Annotated in this window: 9 protein-coding genes; 4 read left to right on the forward strand and 5 right to left on the reverse strand. The window is 69.4% G+C overall.

The genetic code is table 11. The annotated features are described in order from the left end of the window. Positions 1-15: 15 nt before the first annotated feature. Together AB7V09_RS09730 and cas3u are read right to left on the reverse strand one after the other, a co-directional pair. Complete coding sequence (locus AB7V09_RS09730; protein WP_419143622.1) at positions 16-927, reverse strand: hypothetical protein; 912 nt, start codon at positions 925-927, stop codon at positions 16-18. Then, positions 920-3,709, reverse strand: a complete 2,790-nt coding sequence (gene cas3u, locus AB7V09_RS09735) for a type I-U CRISPR-associated helicase/endonuclease Cas3 (protein WP_419143623.1) — start codon at positions 3,707-3,709, stop codon at positions 920-922. The genes AB7V09_RS09730 and cas3u overlap by 8 nt, the downstream gene beginning before the upstream one ends. 389 nt (positions 3,710-4,098) lie before the next feature. Here cas3u and AB7V09_RS09740 point away from each other — a divergent pair, with 389 nt between their 5' ends. After that, positions 4,099-5,409, forward strand: coding sequence for an ATP-binding protein (locus tag AB7V09_RS09740; RefSeq protein WP_419143624.1), 1,311 nt, complete (start codon positions 4,099-4,101; stop codon positions 5,407-5,409). Positions 5,410-5,452: 43 nt separating this feature from the next. On the opposite strand, the gene AB7V09_RS09745 is transcribed toward AB7V09_RS09740, so the two are convergent. The 3 genes from AB7V09_RS09745 to AB7V09_RS09755 all read right to left on the reverse strand — a co-directional run bounded on the left by AB7V09_RS09745 (position 5,453) and on the right by AB7V09_RS09755 (position 9,814). Then, positions 5,453-6,961, reverse strand: coding sequence for a glycoside hydrolase family 36 protein (locus AB7V09_RS09745; RefSeq protein ID WP_419143625.1), 1,509 nt, complete (start codon positions 6,959-6,961; stop codon positions 5,453-5,455). A gap of 155 nt (positions 6,962-7,116) precedes the next feature. Beyond that, positions 7,117-8,316: a Gfo/Idh/MocA family protein gene (locus tag AB7V09_RS09750; protein WP_419143626.1), complete on the reverse strand. Its 1,200-nt coding sequence runs from the start codon at positions 8,314-8,316 to the stop codon at positions 7,117-7,119. A 10-nt stretch (positions 8,317-8,326) separates the two neighbouring features. Continuing rightward, positions 8,327-9,814 (reverse strand): CCA tRNA nucleotidyltransferase, encoded by a 1,488-nt coding sequence (locus AB7V09_RS09755; RefSeq protein ID WP_419143627.1) that lies wholly within the window; start codon positions 9,812-9,814, stop codon positions 8,327-8,329. 203 nt (positions 9,815-10,017) lie between these two features. Here AB7V09_RS09755 and AB7V09_RS09760 point away from each other — a divergent pair, with 203 nt between their 5' ends. From AB7V09_RS09760 to AB7V09_RS09770, 3 genes are read left to right on the forward strand one after another with little or no spacing between them, the layout of a single operon-like run. Continuing rightward, entirely contained in the window at positions 10,018-10,527 is a 510-nt protein-coding gene (locus AB7V09_RS09760) for an NUDIX hydrolase (protein ID WP_003788538.1), read from the forward strand. Beyond that, positions 10,524-12,992 (forward strand): DUF6049 family protein, encoded by a 2,469-nt coding sequence (locus AB7V09_RS09765; RefSeq protein ID WP_419143628.1) that lies wholly within the window; start codon positions 10,524-10,526, stop codon positions 12,990-12,992. The genes AB7V09_RS09760 and AB7V09_RS09765 overlap by 4 nt, the downstream gene beginning before the upstream one ends. Then, on the forward strand, positions 12,989-17,287 hold the full coding sequence (locus AB7V09_RS09770) for a lipid II flippase MurJ (protein WP_419143629.1): 4,299 nt from the start codon (positions 12,989-12,991) through the stop codon (positions 17,285-17,287). Before AB7V09_RS09765 ends, AB7V09_RS09770 begins: the two co-directional genes overlap by 4 nt. Positions 17,288-17,350 lie beyond the last annotated feature (63 nt).

A 17,350-nucleotide genomic window follows, 5' to 3' on the forward strand; every position in this document is an offset into this window, starting at 1 on the left:
TCACCTCTTTCTCTCTCATGCCCCGGGGCGGGCGGGCCCGAACGATGTCACTTTGGCCGTGGAACCGGTGCCGCGAATGAGGGATGTCCACCGGCGCCACGGCAGGTCAGGCGGCGGGGACTCGTGCAGATCGATGATTGCCTCCATCGTGAAGGGAACCGGATTCAGCACCCACGTGAGGGCCTTGGCCGGACTTTTTCGCGCCATCTCGCGCTGCTGCGGCTGGAGGAGCAGGTGACCGCAGAAGGCCAGGAGATCCACGAGCGGGTACACGTCGCACTCCTCCGATCCACTGGTGATACGCGGGGTCGCCTGACTGGCGGAGAAGCGCAGCCCCGGCTTGGCCCGAGCAACGGCAAGGTCGCCGTGCACCAGTCGGTCAAGGTGTGCCGCCCCCGTAGCGACGGCATCGTCGGCAGTGGTCAGTGACGCCCCCATCAGCCTCCAGGTGTCCTGCACCGATTTGGCGGTATGGCTCTTACCGCTGAGCAAGGTCAACGCCGAGGAGCGGACCTGGAGATCGTGCATGCCAGTACTCTTCAACCGCTCGGCTGACGTCGCTGACGCATCGAAGACGGCTACCGGCCCACATGCGCTGAGGTCGCTCGTCTTGTCGGCGGCCTGCCAGCCGGCATGTGACAGGACGTTGACCGCAGATCGCGCGGGCGTCGTCGTGGTGATGCCGCGCAACCCACGCTCCCCGAGGCCCCAGGTCCGCTCCACCAGGCCACGAGCGGCCACATTCACCAGCTCATCCGTATCCCCGCCATAGCCGACGACGGGAACTGCCTCCCCCTCGAAGCGGAGCGTCGCCCCCGGCAGTAGCGACACCAGTCCCCACGTAGCCAGGACATAGGCTGCACGATTTCCCGGCAGCGCAGTCAGGCGGTACTCGGCAGCCCCATCAGGGCATTGCACGCTACTCATGGTTCTGCTCCAGTTCTTGCGAGACGTCCCAGTCAGCCAGGCGCAGGATCGTCTCGATCAGCGCCAGGGTGTAGGGACCGTAGCGATCATTGAGACGGTGGAAACGATTCATCGCCTCAGCCCAAGAAGAGCCACACGGGTCCTGATGCCGTGGAGCTGGTCCGTGCTCGGGCAAGCACACTGGTCCTGGGCCTCGGAAGCGGCCGTGGTGACTGAGAACCAGATGCATCACCAGGTCAGGATCGTGCGCCGTCTGCTCACCCTTTTCCAGCTGCTCCTTGAGGAGATCCGCTGAGGCCGCTTCGTGCCTCCAGCCGGAAGGAACGCCGGCCATGCGCATGGAGCGGTTCCAGTACCTGCGAGGGAGCCGAGACTTGCTCAGCTGCCTTCGATGCTTCCGCTGAACCGGTTCCTCCAGGACGAGGAAGCCGCTCTCATCCACGGCTGCGCCCAGGGCGGCCTGCATCCTGGGATCATCCTTGCCATCATCATGGTGACACCCGGCTGTGACGAGGTCCTCCACCAGGTTCTCGGGCAGGCCGATGGCTCGGGCCCACTGTCCTGCACGCTCACCCACCCGGTCTCCGTGGCCGCACAGGGTGCGCTCGTCGGCGTCATCCTCGGTGCTCGCGGGACCTTCGGTGGCGGACTCCACGAGCCGCAGGCGGAGCCACGGGTGACCACTGTCGGCGCCAAGGACGTCGTCGACGATCTGCCCGCCCGGTGGCACTGCGAGCAGGGCCGCCTCTTCCAGGAGGTCGGCGTACGGGTCGTCAGTTCGCAGGTCACCCCCGGACAGGTCCGTGAGGATGACCTCCTCCCTCCGGATCATTCCCCGGTCCGTCCCCGTCGCGAGGGACACCAGCTCCTTGGACACCTCCTCAGCCGTGGCGCCGGGCATGACGTGCTGCCCGGAGTAGTCACGGCCGGCGTTCTCCAGCCCATAGGGGTTGCTGCCGTCACTCGGCGCCAAGACGAGGATCTGACCGGGAACCAGATCGGGAAGAGAGTCCCCGGCCTCAAGGACGCTCGACTCCTGCGACGTCGGATCGATGATGACGAGGGGCTGCGTTTTCACCGCCTGCTTCGCTACCTCCCGAGCATCGTTCAGCGGGATGCTCCAGGCCTCGGCTCGAAGATCGGGCCGCCAACGAGTCAGGTCCTCCTGGAGGGCATCGGAACTGACACCGGCGAGGTCTCCCACACTCTTACGGAAGACGATGAATGTGTCCGGCCGTGGATCGGCCAGCGGCCGGATCCACGGGTGGACCGGGGCGTCGTTGCGGGACCCCAGGGTGCGCAGATAGGCGGCGAAGACATTCGGAGGGATGACGACCGGAACCTGATCCGCGTTCACCAGCTCCTCCCGCCCATCAGCGTCGTCGAGCCGCTTCACCACCTCACCGAGGGTGGTGGCTCCGCCGATCAGCTCGACGACGGCGTCTGCGGCCGCACCGTGGATCGGGTCCCTACTCGTGGTGGAGTGAACGATGGTCACGCTGCCGTCAGAGCGGGCACCGACCCGGTTGACCCGTCCCAGGCGCTGCACCAGGGAGCCCGCCTGACAGCTCTCCGTCAGGAGGTGGGTGAAGTCGAGGTCGGCACCAACCTCCAGAGTCGATGTGGCCACCACAACGGTGGCCTGCGCGTCCTGACGGCCCTCGGCCCCCGTCCGATAAGGGGAGAGTCCTTCCACGGCGTGCTCGCTACGGCGAGCAGGCATCCCGCCGACCATGACGTCCACGTGAGGAGCCTGATCCTTCAGCCTTCGGGCCTGCTTCTTCAACCCGGCCACGACCCTCTTGACGGTGTCCAGGGTGTTGCAGAAGACGACCAGCGACTCTCCCCGGCTCAGCTCCTTCGCACGGCTACATGCCTGCTCCGTGAGAGCGACTGCCGCTTTGCCTTCCACGCAGTGAACATCCACCGGGACACCGTCACGAAGCGCCCGCCGCGCAGCCAGTTGCGGATCCAGGCGGCACTCCTCCTCCCAGTCCAGACTGAGACCGGGAGTCGGCTCCTGGCCGGTCCCCCGGCGGAGGGTGGGAAGCGTCATGGGTGTCGCCGTCATCGGCATGACCTGCAGGCCCGGGACGCTGCCACCACAACGATCCTCGAGCCTGCTCTCCTCGCTGCGGAGCACGAACAAGGTAGTCAGGGCCTGCTCGGAGATGTGCGCCTCGTCGAGGACCCAGAACGCATCCATCCCCGTCAGCGCCGCATCGATGCTGCGGCGGTAGGGCGAGAGCTGGTAGCCGCGGAACAGCAGACGGGACACGGTCATGTCGAGTGTTCCCACGATGATGGCTGGGCGCGAGGGGTAGCGCGTGTGCTCCGTCAGGTCCCGATCAGCATCAGCGAGCCCGCCGCGCAGGCGACGCACCTCGAGCACCTCCGCCGCAGCAGGGATCGCGAAAGCCGAGCGCAGCACCTCGGCCACATATCTCACCGTCGACCGATCACCCGTACCTTCTCCGAGCGCCTTCCTAATCCTTTGCGCCGCCTCGAAGGAGTCATCGACGACGGCGCGCCGGTCGACAACGAGATGCAGTCTCAGGGGGACCACCCGCCTCCGATGACGTCGGCTTACCTGCTCGGCATCCTGGGCCAGCGCGTACAACCATCCGATGAGGACCGCGAGGGTCTTGCCCATCCCGGTCGGGACGCTGAGGTGGGACGGCGGCTCTCCCTGGGCAAGTCGCTCGGCCAGGCGCACCTGGTAGTCCCTGGGCTCATGCCCAGTGATCTCGCGGAAGAGGTCTGTGAAGTCCAGGCCGCTCACATCAACACTCCTGAGAACTTGTTCTAACCATAGATAAGTTCAACCCCCAGTCCCCTGGGGCAGCATCGCCAGCACTTCCGTGCGGACCATTGATAATCCGCTACCTCCACCAGCTGTGGAGCCGATGCGTCCCATGAGAGGCACGGCGATGATGAGACTCATCTTATACTTGGTGAGCCCCCCTGTCACTGCCCGCTGCTGCGCCGAGGGTCCAGAGGGGCACTGCGGTCAACATCGAACTTGACCAAACCGATCATTAACTCTTGACCAAATAGTCGATGAAGGCACGACCGATCTGATCGTCACCCGCAGCTCCCGGACCCCAGAGTTATCCACAGACCCACTCTTTTGGCTGTACGGCAGCACAAAGTGGCCCTTACGATCAGTTCATGACCACCTACCAGCCGCGTCTCATGGACCAGCGCCTCGAGGAGCTGCTGCGGTCGGTCCCGGCGGTCAGCGTCGAGGGAGCCCGCGCCGTCGGGAAGACCCGCACCGCCAGGGCCCACGGCACTACCTTCATTGCCGTTGACGATCCTGATGAACGCGCCCAGCTCGCCGCCATCGGATCGCGCTTCACCGCTCTTCCCAGTCCTCTCGTCATCGACGAGTGGCAACGCATGCCCGAGCTGTGGGACCGGGTACGTCGCGCCGTCGACGACGATCCCTCTCCCGGCCGTTTTCTGCTCACTGGGTCCTCCACACCGTCCCAGGCACCCACCCACACCGGCGCAGGACGGATCATCACTCTGAGGATGCGTCCCTTCAGCCTGGCCGAGCGCGCGATCGAGACCCCAACGGTCTCGGTGGGGCGCCTGTTAGGCAGTGGCCTCGGCACTCAGGACCCCTCCGCCCTGACCCCGATCGAGGGGTACACGAGTGTCACGATCGACCAGTACGTCGATGAGATCTGCCGCTCGGGCTTCCCCGCCATCAGGGAGCAGCCGCCTTTAGGGCGCAAGGCCCAGCTGGACGGATACATCGAGCAAACACTCCGACATGATCTACCGGAAGCGACGGGCGGCAGGCGACGTTCACGAACCGTGAGGGAGTGGCTGACGGCCTACGCAAGCGCGGTGGCCACAACGGCGAGCTTCACCTCCATCGCCGAGCTGGCGACCAGACCCCTGAGCACCGACATGGGCTTGGCGACAGCACGCTCCTACCGAGACCATCTCAGCGGGATGTGGCTCCTGGACCCGGTTCCGGGCTGGAGCCCCAGCGAGAACGAGTTCTCCCGCAACAACCTGACCGACAAGCACCAGCTGTGCGACCCGGCCCTGGCCGCTCGCCTTCTCGGATACGGCCCCTCCGAGGTGCTCGGGGTCGGACACCCGATCCTCACCAGCCCTCGGGGCACCCCACGCCGCCCCCGAGTACTCGGCTCACTATTCGAGTCCCTGGTGATTCAGAGTCTTCAGGTCTACGCAGAGGTCCTCAGCGCCCGGGTCTTCCACCTGCGCACCAAAGGCGGGCTCCAGGAGATCGACATCATCCTCGAAGGAGCCGACCGTCGGGTCGTCGCCTTCGAGATCAAGGCGAGGGCCACCCCAAAGCCGGAGGACACCAAGCACCTGCGCTGGCTGCGCAAGAAGATCGGGCCGAGGCTCGCGGACGCAGTCCTGGTGACCACCGGCCGTCTGGCCTACCGGGACGAGGACGGGATCGCCGTCGTGCCCGCCGCCCTGCTGGGGCCGTAGGACCTCAGCCGACTCCCGGCCCCGACGTCGTCCCAGCCCCGCCTCACAGGGGGTAGGCCGACGACGCCCCCTCGATGGCCTCGGTGAGGTCGATCTCGCGCTCACCCAGGCTGAAGCGGTAGCGGCCCAGGATCTCCAGGGGCTCGTCCTCGGTGGCCAGGAAGGCGCGCACGGCCTCCTTCTCCTCCTCATCGAGCCAGGTCATCTGGTCCGACAGGCACCGGTAGCGGCTGGCCTCGGCCACGTCGCGCAGCCACTGCATCTGGGTGTCGTCCAGGAGGTTGCGGCGGTGACGGAAGAAGACGACGTCGGGGTCGACCCCGATGACCCGCCCCAGCCAGAGCCGGTTGATGCCGGCGTGCAGGGCGTTGTAGGCCTTGGCGTCGGACAGGTCGTCGGAGGCGTAGTTCTCCCACATGGGGGCCACGTCCGGCCCCACCCGCACCGCGTCGAGCAGCCCGATGGAGGGCATGATGAGCGCCCCGGAGCCCAGGAGGAAGGTCTCCTCCCCGGCGGTGTCGCGCACGAGGCGCAGCCCGGTGCGGTAGGCCTCCTCCCGGTCGATCTGGCGGTGCCGGTAGCCGGGGATGGCGGCGGCGTTGATGAAGTCGAGCTTGAGGTAGCTGAAGCCCCACCGGTGGACGATCTTGGCGATGAGCTTGCGCACGTAGGTCTGGGCGGTGGGGTGGGTCGTGTCCAGCGCGTAGTAGTCGCCGCCCCAGTTGGAGCCGGCCACGGCCAGTCCGCCGTCGGCGTTGTGGACGAACATCTCCGGGTAGTCGCGCACGGCCCGTGAGCCGGGCAGGGCGATGAAGGGCGCCACCCACAGGCCCGGCTGCATGCCGGCCTCCCGGATCCGGGTCGCGGCGGCCTCCATGCCGTCGCCGAAGCTCTCGCCGGCCTCCCAGTCGCCGACCGCGACCTCCCAGCCGTCGTCGATCTGCAGCGTCTTGAAGCCGAGCTCGGCGACCTGCGGGATTTCGCGCTCGAGGGCCTCCTGCGAGATGCCCTCGTAGTAGGAGTACCAGGAGCACCAGACGCTCTGCGGCTCGATCGCCCGGCCACCCAGGCTCTCGCCGAGCTCGCGCGCGTAGCGGGCCATGACGGCGGTGGCCGGGCCGGGCAGGATCACCCAGCGCGCCGGGTCACCGGACTCGGTGAAGGCCTCCAGGACCGCGGTGTCGGCGCGCAGCCGCGGCGTGCGCCCGTCCAGGCAGCCGACGAGCAGAGCCCCGGCGGAGTCCTCCAGGACCGCCATCCAGGCCGAGTGGTGGCGGGCCGGGTCATCCCAGGGGGCGTCGTCGGCGGTCCGACGGCGCTGCTCGTCGGCGATGCGCATGGGCGCCTCGCTCAGGCGGCGCCAGCCCGACGGCGACCAGGAGTTCTGGCCGGTGCGGTAGAACTCGCCGTCGCGCATGTCATGCAGGAGGGTCAGGTGGGAGGCCTCGACATAGACCGCACCGGTGGCGCCGCCGGCCCCGTGCTGGGTGGTCACCGTGCCGTCGCAGGCCAGGGCGATGCTCCGCCCGGTCAGGGTGATGTGGTGAATCATGCGCTCTCCTCGGCTCCGGCCTGTCCTGCCCGCGGCTCGGGTCCCCCGCGAGGCACCGGCACCGCCGGCTCGCACTGTACGTGCTACCGACCGTACAGACCGACATTTTCTTCACAGATGACGCGGAGCCGCGTCGTTGATGAGATTTCCGTTGATCAGTGAGGATTGTGCTGCCCACGGTGGAAGTAGTCCGCCAGCTCCGCGTCGAGCTCGGGCACGTCGAAGGGCACGGAGCCCGAGCGCAGGGACCGGGTGGCCAGCACCCCCGCTGCGACGGCGTCGCGCGCACTGACCGGGGAGACCTCGGTGGCCCCGCCGTCGCGCACGAAGCGCAGGAACTCGTCGATGGCGAGCTGGTCGGCGCTGTCGTGCCCGGTGCCCTCCTCGGCGATGACGTACTCCTGGGTGGCGCGCTCGGCGTAGTGCTCGGTGCGCTCGGTCCACACCTTGACGACGTCGCCGGCCCCGTCACCGAGGTTCTCGGCCCGGCCGCGGGTGCCGATGACCGTGTAGCTGCGCCAGTAGTCGGGGGTGAAGTGGCACTGCTGGTAGGAGGTCATGGCCCCGTTGCGCATGGTCATCATGAGCATGGAGTGGTCCTCGACGTCGATGACGGGGTTGAGCCCGTCCACCTCGTCGGCGGGCCAGTGCTCGAGGCTGAACCAGTCCTGCATGACGGTGCCGGCGCTCGTCCCGGCCGGGCGCCGCTCGGCCTCCCCGTAGACCATGAGTCCACCCATGCCGACGACGCGGGCGGGCGCGGAGTGAGCCAGCCAGCTCATGACGTCGATGTCGTGGGCGGCCTTCTGCAGCAGCAGGCCGGTGACGTGGCGGCGCTCGGCGTGCCAGTCGCGGAAGTAGTAGTCGCCGCCGTTGCCCACGAAGTGGCGGCACCAGATGGCCTTGACCTCGCCGATCCGCCCGGAGTCGATGATCGACTTCAGCAGCCGCACCACCTCCATGTGGCGCATGTTGTGGCCCACGTAGAGGCGGGTGCCGGTGCGCCGGGCGGTCTCAAGGATGTGGTCGGCGGCCTCGATGGTGATGGCCAGGGGCTTTTCCAGGTAGACCGGGATGCCGGCCTCGAGGAAGAAGCAGGCCAGCTCCTCGTGCGTGTCGTCGGGGGTGGTCAGGACGACGGCGTCGATCCCGTGCCCCAGCAGGTCGCGGTGGTCGGCCACGACCGCCACGCCCTCGGGCAGGAGCCGCCGGGCGCGCTCGACGGCGTCGGGGGCGGTGTCGGCCGCGGCGACGAGGCGGGCCGACACCGGTGAGGAGTCCGCGAGCGCGGCCAGGTAGCAGCGGGCCCCGATGCCGACGACACCGACCCGCAGCTCCCTTGAGGCTTCAAGCACCCTGTCTCCCTCAGCTCTTCTGGCGGGCCGCCCACCAGGAGCGCAGTGCCTGGCGGGCCAGGTCCTCGCCGATGGGCCCCTTCTCCATGCGCAGGTCCATGAGGAAACGGTAGGCCTCGCCGACGACCGGCCCGGGGGCCACGCCGAGCTCGACCATGATCTGGCCGCCGTCGAGGTCGGGGCGGATGGCGGCCAGCTCCTCGGCGGCGCGCAGGGCCTCGATGCGCTCCTCGAGGTCGTCGTAGGCGCGGTCCAGCATGGCGGCCTTGCGGCGGTTGCGGGTGGTGACGTCGGCCCGGGTGAGCCGGTGGAGGCGCTCCAGCAGGGGGCCGGCGTCGGTGGCGTAACGGCGCACGGCCGAGTCCGACCAGGCGGCGTCGACGTAGCCGTGGAAGCGCAGGTGGAGCTCGACCAGCCGGGAGACGTCCTTGATGGTCTGCTTGTCGAAGCGCAGGGCCCGCAGCCGCTTGGCCGTCATCCGGGCGCCGACGTGGTCGTGGCCGTGGAAGGTGACGGTGCCGTCGGGCAGGAAGCGGCGGGTGGCGGGCTTGCCGATGTCGTGGAGGATGGCGGCCAGGCGCAGCACCAGGTCGGGGCCGGGGACGGGCCCGTCGGGCCCGGTCTCCAGGTCGATGGCCTGGTCCAGGACGGTCAGGGTGTGCTCGTAGACGTCCTTGTGGCGCTTGTGCTCGTCGACGGTCTCGCGCAGGGCGCTCAGCTCGGGCAGGACGACGTCGGCCACGCCGGTGTGGACCATGAGCTCCAGTCCGCGCCGGGGCCAGGGGCTGATGAGCAGGCGCTCGAGCTCGGCGCGCACGCGCTCGGCGGAGACGATCTCCAGGCGGGGGGCCATCTCCTCCATGGCGGTCATGACGTCCATCTCGACGTCGAAGCCGAGCTGGGCGGCGAAGCGGGCGGCCCGCATGATGCGCAGGGGGTCGTCGTCGAAGGACTGCTCGGCACTGACGGGGGTGCGCAGGACGCCGGCGTTCAGGTCGGCCAGGCCGCCGCAGGGGTCGACGAGCTCGAGGTCGGGCAGGCGCAGCGCCATGGCGTTGACGGTGAAGTCGCGGCGGGTGAGGTCCCCGGTGAGGGTGTCACCGTAGGTCACCTGGGGCTTGCGCGAGCCGACCTCGTAGGCCTCGGTACGGTAGGTGGTGACCTCCACGATGGTGGATCCCTTGCGCGCGCCAATGGTGCCGAAGGCCCGGCCCACGTCCCAGGTGGTCTCGCCCCAGGCGGCCAGGATCTTCTCGGTCTGCTCGGGGCGGGCCGAGGTGGTCAGGTCCAGGTCGTGGGGGGCGACGCCGAGGAAGGCGTCCCGCACCGGCCCGCCGACCAGGGCGATCTCGTGCCCGGCGCGCACGAAGGCGTGGCCCAGGGCCGCCAGGGCGGGGGGCAGGCCCTCGAGTGCCTGACGGGCCTTGGGCGTCAGGCCGCGGTTCTCAGCGGCTTCCGGGGAGTCGGCAGGGTCAGCGGGAGCGGGGTGCGCAGTCATCGGCCCAAGCCTGCCATGAACCCTCACCGGTGCGCCGTCGTCCTCGGCCTCCGCCGCCCTGTGGTGAGGACCATCCCGCACCCCGGCCACGGCCGCCACCGACCGCCGTCGCCCCCTCACGTCCGTCTGCGGATGGCGCAGTTGTGTGCGACGACGTACTCGGCCAGCGGCGCCCGGCGGCCCGGACGCCCTAGAGTGTCCCCATGCCCTCTCCACGCACTCGCACGCCCCGCGCCGGAAACCCGGCCCACCGGGCGAGTGCACGCGCCCTGCCCATCGTCAATGAGACCAGTGCCGGCGGCCTGGTCGTCGACGTTCAGAACGGGCAGGCCTTCACCGCGGTCATCGCCCGGCGCAACCGGGGCGGGCGCCTGGAGTGGTGCCTGCCCAAGGGGCACCTGGAGGGCGCCGAGACCCCCGAGCAGGCCGCGGTCCGCGAGATCATGGAGGAGACCGGGATCACCGGTCGGGTTCTTCGCCACCTGGCGACCATCGACTACTGGTTCGCCGGCCACGAGCACCGCGTCCACAAGGTGGTGCACCACTTCCTGCTGGAGGCGGTCAGCGGCACGCTGACCACGGAGAACGACCCGGACCATGAGGCCGAGGACGTCGAGTGGGTCGCCCTCGACGACGTCTCCCATCGCCTGGCCTACCCCAACGAGCGCCGTATCGTGGCCGCGGCCTGGGACATCCTGGTGGGGGATGGATGACGGGCACCGCCGCCTCTGTGTACGCGAAGGTGGTCACCACGCTGGGCTCCCGGCTGCGGAGCAGGGCGATGGTGACCATTGCCGCCCTACTGGGGGTGGCCGGCCTGGTGCTGTGGCCGGTGGCCGCCCTGCCCGTGGCCGAGGCGGACCAGGGCTCCGGCACACTCCCGCTCGCGCAGTCCGCCAGGCTCTCCGCTGAGATTGCCCCGGCCGCCCCGGCGACCCCGTCCACGACGTCGGCCTCGACGACGGCCGCCCCATCCGCCCCGGCGGAGAAGGACAAGACCACCAACCAGGTGACCGTGAGCATCGACGCCATGGCCCCCGAGGTGCTCCACAGCGACCAGGACCTCAACCTGACCGGCACCATCACCAACGGAACCGCTCAGACCATCACCGGGGCGGACCTGGTGACGCGGGTGCAGCGATCCACGGAGGCCACGAGTCGGGGCCTGAGCAAGTGGCTGACCGGGACCGACGAGTCGGGACTGTCCGATCCCTTCACGGTCCCACTGGGTCACGACCTCCAGCCGGGGGGCGTCTCCCAGTTCTCCATCACCATTCCCGCCGACGAGCTGCCGCTGGTCAGCACTGACCAGTGGGGGCCGCGCGGCGTCTCCGTCACCCTGGCGACCCAGGACGTCTCCCTGGCCCAGGACCGCAGCATCCTCGTGTGGGACAGCGGCACCTCCGTCGCGCCGGTGCGCATGACCGTCTTCCTGCCGGTGACCGCCTCCGCTCAGGAGATGGCGGTGCTGTCCGCCCCGCATACCCAGGAGCGCACGGAGGCCCTCAGTCGCATCCACAACCGGGTCCTGGGCCTGGTGAGCATGGCCGGCGACGGCGTCGTGGTCGCCGTCGACCCGGCACTGATCGAGGCCCTCGGTGTCACCACGGCCAGCCTCGAGCAGGCCGCCCGCAACAGCAGCTCCCAGCCCTCCACGCCGGACGCCTCCCCTCAGGCGCCCCAGAGCGCCGACTCCTCCGCGTCGTCGGCCCCGACCACGCCGTCGACGCCGGCCCCCTCGGCGAGCGCCGCCCCGTCCCCGCAGGCGGGGGGCACCGCAACGTCGCCGTCGGACAAGAAGACGTCTCAAGTCTCCAACGAGGTCATCCAGCTCTCCGCGGCTCTCGCGCGGGCCATCCACACCGACAGCCTCGTGGCTCTGCCGTGGGGCGACTCCGACACCGCGGCCCTGGCGCACCTGCAGCAGACGAGCCTCATCGAGACCGCCGCACGGCGCACCCAGGAGTCGGCCATCGTCAAGGTGGGGGCCCCGACATCGGTGTCCTGGTTGGCCTCCAGCGTCGCGGACACCACCACCGTCAATGCGCTGGCGCAGCCGGATTCGACCATCATCGCCTCACCGGAGTCCTTGCCTCCGCCCGACGATCTCACCTACACCCCCTCCGGTCTGGGCGCCTCCGGGGACCACGCGATCCTGATCCCGGAGCAGTCCCTGTCGGGGGCGCTCACCGGTGAGGACGCCAAACCCACTGCCTCCGATCAGGGCACCCCGACCACCCAGAGCGCCCAGGCCACCGCGCTCGACACCCGCCAGCTGCTGCGCAGCGACAGTGCCATCCTGGCCCGCCAGGCCCCGGCGCTGGAGCGGGACATCGTCGTGGCGATGCCCCGCCGGGCCGCCTCCGCCGTGCAGTCATCGGTCGTGCGCGAGCGGGTGGCCGCCCTGCGCTCAGTCCCCTGGACCCAGTCCCAGCCTCTGTCCGCCCTCCAGGAGCGCGCCCAACAGGAGGTCTCGGCCGTGGCTGAGGGCACCTCTCGGATCGATCGCTCCGAGATGCCGGAGACGGTGATCGACGTCGACGAGCTGTCCGCCGACACCCTCGCCGCCGCCGGCCGTACCGCCGCGACCCTGCAGTCGATCTCCTCAGTGCTTTCCGAGCCGGCCGCCCTCCTGGGCGACTACACCAGCCTGGAGGCGGTGGTCTCCTCAGCGTCCTGGCGCTCCGACCCCAAGACCCGCAATGCCCAGATCCCCTATGCCGAGGCGGCCGGCGCCGGCGTCACCTCCTCGCTGGCCGCGGTGCCGTCGTCGACCATCAACGTCATCAGCTCCGAGGCCCAGCTGCCGGTGCGCATCACCTCCTCCCTGAACCAGGACGTGACGGTTCAGGTCTACCTGGTCTCGAACAACAAGCGACTCCGGGTCCCGCGCACCACCACCGTGCGGGTCCCGGCCCACCAGCAGGCCAAGGTCACAGTGCCGATCCAGGCCGTCGGCTCCGGCGACGTCGCCCTGACGGTGCAGGTGCTCGCCGCCGACGGCGCCACCGTGGGCACCCCCACCACCGTCAACATGCGCGTACGCGCCGACTGGGAGGGACGCGGTACCGGAGTCATCGTCGGGGTCCTGGTCGCCATCGTGGTGACCGGTACGGTGAGGACAGTACGACGAGGCCGCCGCACCGCTGTGGCCCCGGCTGCACAGGAGACGGCATGAGCATCATCAAGCGTGTACGGATCGGGCGATCCTCCTCCCAGGGGCGCAGCCAGGCCTCCCTGGCGCGCTCCTCGGCCATCATGGCCTCGGGGACCCTGGTCTCCCGCATTCTGGGCATGGTGCGCAACGCCCTGATCGTCATGGCGCTGGGCGCCACCGGGTCGGGGGCCGCCGACGCCTTCAACACGGCCAACAACCTGCCCACCTACCTGTACAACATGATGATCGGCGGGATCCTCAACGCGATCCTGGTGCCGCAGATCGTTCAGGCGCTGCGACGGCGCAACGGCGAGGAGGTCGTCAACCGCCTCCTGACCGCCGCGGCCACGCTCATGCTGGTGGTCACGTGCATCGCGACCGCGGCCGCGCCCCTCATCTTCACCCTCAACGCCAACTCCTTGGCCCAGGGGCAGTGGCGAGCGCTGTCCTTCGCCTTCGCGTTCTGGTTCATGCCGCAGGTCTTCTTCTACGGCCTGTACGCCCTGTGGGGGCAGGTGCTCAACGCCCGCTCGAGCTTCGGGCCCTACATGTGGTCGCCGGTGCTCAACAACATCATCTCGATCGCCTCGATCCTGTTCTACCTCCATATCTACGGCCGCTACACCACCGGTGAAGGCGCAGAGGTCTGGGACTGGGGCCGGATCACCCTCATCGGGGCGACGACGACCCTGGGCATCGCGGTCCAGGCGCTGATCCTCTACATCCCCCTGGTGCGCTCCGGGTTCCGGCCGCGCATCATCTTCGGGGTGCGGGGCCTGGGGCTGGGCAAGACCGTCAAGGTGGCCCTGTGGGCGCTGGCCGGGGTGGGCGTGGCCAGCCTGAGCAACTGGATCACCTCCAACCTGGGCTCCTACGCGGTCACGGCCTCCGAGCAGCCCGAGTACGCGAACGTCATCGTGCCCTCCACGACCATGTGGCTCAACGCCTACCTGGTGTACATGCTGCCCCAGTCACTCGTGGTCACCTCCATCATCACGGCCCTGTTCACCCGGATGAGTGAGAAGGCCGCGGCCGGGGACGCGGCCGGCGTGCGCGAGGACCTCTCCTTGGGGCTGCGCTCGGCGGGCGTCTTCACGGTGCTGGCCACCGCGGGCATCTGCGTCCTGGCCGTCCCGGCCCTGCAGCTCTTCACCCCCTCGATCTCCCTGCCCGAGGCCCAGGCCAGCGCCCCCATGCTCATCGCTCTGGCACTGGGCATCGTCCCGCAGGGGATCTGGTTCGGGACCCAGCGGGTGATGCTGGCCTACTCCGATACCAAGCGGCTGCTGCTGGCCGACGTCGTCGTCGGCGTCATCCCCGTGATCCTGTGCGTCCTGGCCTACTTCGTCGCCCCGGCCAACCACTGGATGACCTGGGCCGGCGCGGCCAACACGATCAGCCAGATCGGGGGCTGCGTGGTGGTCATCCCCATGATGCGCTCCCACCTGCCCAGCCTCGACGGCCGCAAGATCGTCACCACCCACCTGCGTCTCATCATGGCGGTGGCGCCCGCGGTCGTCGTCGGGATCCTGCTCAACACGATGCTCGGTGACATCGACGCCGACTCCTCCCTGGCCAACATGACCGCGGCACTCGGACACATCGCCGTGGTCGCCACCGTCATGTCACTCATCTACCTGCTGATGGGGCGCATTGTCCGGATCGAGGAGATCACAGTCGCCTTCCGGCCCTTCTCGCGGATCCTGTCCACGCTCGGTCAGCGTCTGCCCGGCGCCCCCGGGCGAGCGGTCCTGGCGGCTGCGGCCTGGTTGTCACCGGCGCAGCCGCAGACCCAGGCAACCGCTCAGATGGCGGCCGTCCAGACGCCTGCACCCCCGCCGCCACCGGCTCAGGCGGCCTCAGGCCCCTCCGGTCTTTCAACGGGGACGACGGCGCATGGTGCTGTTGGCTACACCTCCGGGGGTGCTCAAGCGATTCCGCCCGCACCGCCGCCGCCTGCTCAGGCCCAGGCCCACTCCTGGGGACAGCCGGGTCAAATGGGGTCTCAGCCCGCGGGCGGCCACCCCTCTCAGGCCGTGGCGGGCCACCCTCACAACGGGCAGCCCGTCCAGCGTCTCGCACCGCCGCCCCCGGCACCCTCGCAGGCCGCGGCCGCACCTCCGCCCCCGAGCGCCGATGCCGCAGCCGGCTCCTCCCACCACTGGCCCACCCCGGGGCAGGTACCAGCCAACGCACCCGGGAGTATCCCGCCGTCGCTGCCGGCCAGTATTCCCCCGTCGCGGGGGGCCACAGGACGCTCCGCCGCCCACCCGTCACACAGCTCTGCCCACACCGGCCACATCACCCCGGTCTGGAGCCCGCGGACAGTTACGATGGGGTCAACTGGTTCAGAGGGACAACCATCCCAAGGAAGGAGACGCATGTCGGAGGCGACGCCGATCGGCAGTGGTCGCTACGGGCTCCTGGGAACGCTGTCCACCACCCTGCCGCGTATTGTCAGGCACCGTGGCGTCGACACGATCCTGGATCGAGACGTCACGATCCTGGTTCTCACCGACGCGACGCTTCATCGCGACAACGTCCTGGAGTCGGCCAGCAGGGCGGTGCTGGTCGAGGACCAGCGTCTCCAGCAGGTCTATGACGTCGAGCGCGCCGAGCCCTCCGTCATCGTCACCGAGCCGCTGACCGGACGCACCTTCTCCTCATTGGTCTCCCGGGGCATGCCCCCGGCGCAGGCGCGCGCCATCATCGGCGAGACCGCGCAGGCGCTCGACGCCGGTGCTCGCCGGGGACTGCACCACCTCAACCTGTCGCCGGAGTCCATCCGCGTTCTTCCCGACGGAACGGTGAAGGTCAGTGGCCTGGGCATTGAGGCCGCAGCCCTCGATCTGGAGAGCCGGGTCGCCGGCCATGACCCATCGGCCGCCGACCGTGCCGACGCCCGCTCCCTGGTGGAGATCCTCTACTACGGTCTGACCGGCCGGTGGCCGGGCAAGCGCCCCGGTATTCCCTCCGCACCTCGACTGGGCGGCGTCCCGGTCAAGCCCTCCACGCTCGTGCCGGGAATCGACCCGATCCTGGATGATCTGTGCGAACGCACCTGGAGCAGCCAGCCCCCCATTTCCGCTGCTGAGGTGGCGCGCTCACTGGGCACCTGGGACCAGGTGGCCGGCTACCACGACTCCGGGCCGGCGCAGCGCCCCTCGTCCCAGCACCCCTCGTCGAGCGGCGGCGCCACTGGTGGCGGTGCCGCAGGTGCCTCGGCCGCCGTCAGTGCCGCGGGAGCCGGTGTCGCCAACGCGGCGCGCGGAGTCCTGGACCGGCTGCGGCGCAGCGGTGCGGGCAAGAGCACCACGGTCAGCGCACCGGCGGGCCAGACGGCACCCGCACCAGTTCAGCCGGAACCGGCACCGTCCGTCGAGCCCACCGCCTCCGACGCGCCTGCCGAGCAAACCTCCGTCATCGAGGCGGCCTCGACTGCCACAGCACCGGTCACGCAGGCCCCTGATCCGCAGCAGCCCGAGTCGGCGGCCGCGCAGAATCAGTCCACCGACGACGTCTACGTCCAGGTCACCGGACCGACGAACCCGATCCCGAACGTCCTGTCGACCGCCTCCGAGACTGTTCCCGGGCCGGCCCCGGTCCCGGCCGAGCCCTTCACCGGCAGCTTCCCGGCCTTCGATGACGACGAGGATGAGGAGGTCGACCCCGAGGCCGCTCGCCGCGAGCAGCGCACGACCAGCTCGGTCCTGGTCACCTTCTTCCTCATGGTCATCGTCTTGCTCGTGGTGGCCAGCTACATCGTGTACCAGACGATCGGCATCCCCTTCGCGGACAAGGACCGCGCGGCCGCTGACACCGTCCCCTCGGCCAGTGCCCAGGAGAACGGCGGCGGGGGCGGACAGCAGCCCGCGCCCCAGCCGGCTGAGGCCAAGCCCGAGATCGCCGGTGTCAACGTGGTCAACAACCTGAGTACGCAGGCGGCCAACAACCAGCAGTACCTGGCTGACGGGGACACGAGCCACGCCTGGTTCTCCCACAACAGCAGCAGTCAAGAGCTGCTCCAGCCGATCGACATCGAGATCAAGCTCAAGAGCCGGGCCAAGGTCTCAGAGATCGACTTGCAGGGCACCAACGACGGCGGACAGGTCGAGGTCCGAGCCACGGACCTCAGCAACGCGGGCGGCGGCACGCTCCTCGCCCAGGGTCCCTTCACCTCGGGAACCACCACCCTCAAGGTCGACAACCCCCAGGAGGTCGACACCATCGTCATCAGAGTGACCCAGTTGCCCAAGAACAGTGATCCCACCGAGTTCCCCTACAAGGCGACAGTGACTGAAGTCACAATTAAATAAGATCTTCCCTGGGAACAGACTGCACTGATTACCAGTTACCTTAGGCAGTCGCGCACTGCGGCC

This window comes from Actinomyces sp. SKVG-SVH-4(1) (assembly GCF_048514265.1).
In the GTDB taxonomy this organism is placed as follows: Bacteria; Actinomycetota; Actinomycetes; order Actinomycetales; family Actinomycetaceae; genus Actinomyces; species Actinomyces oris.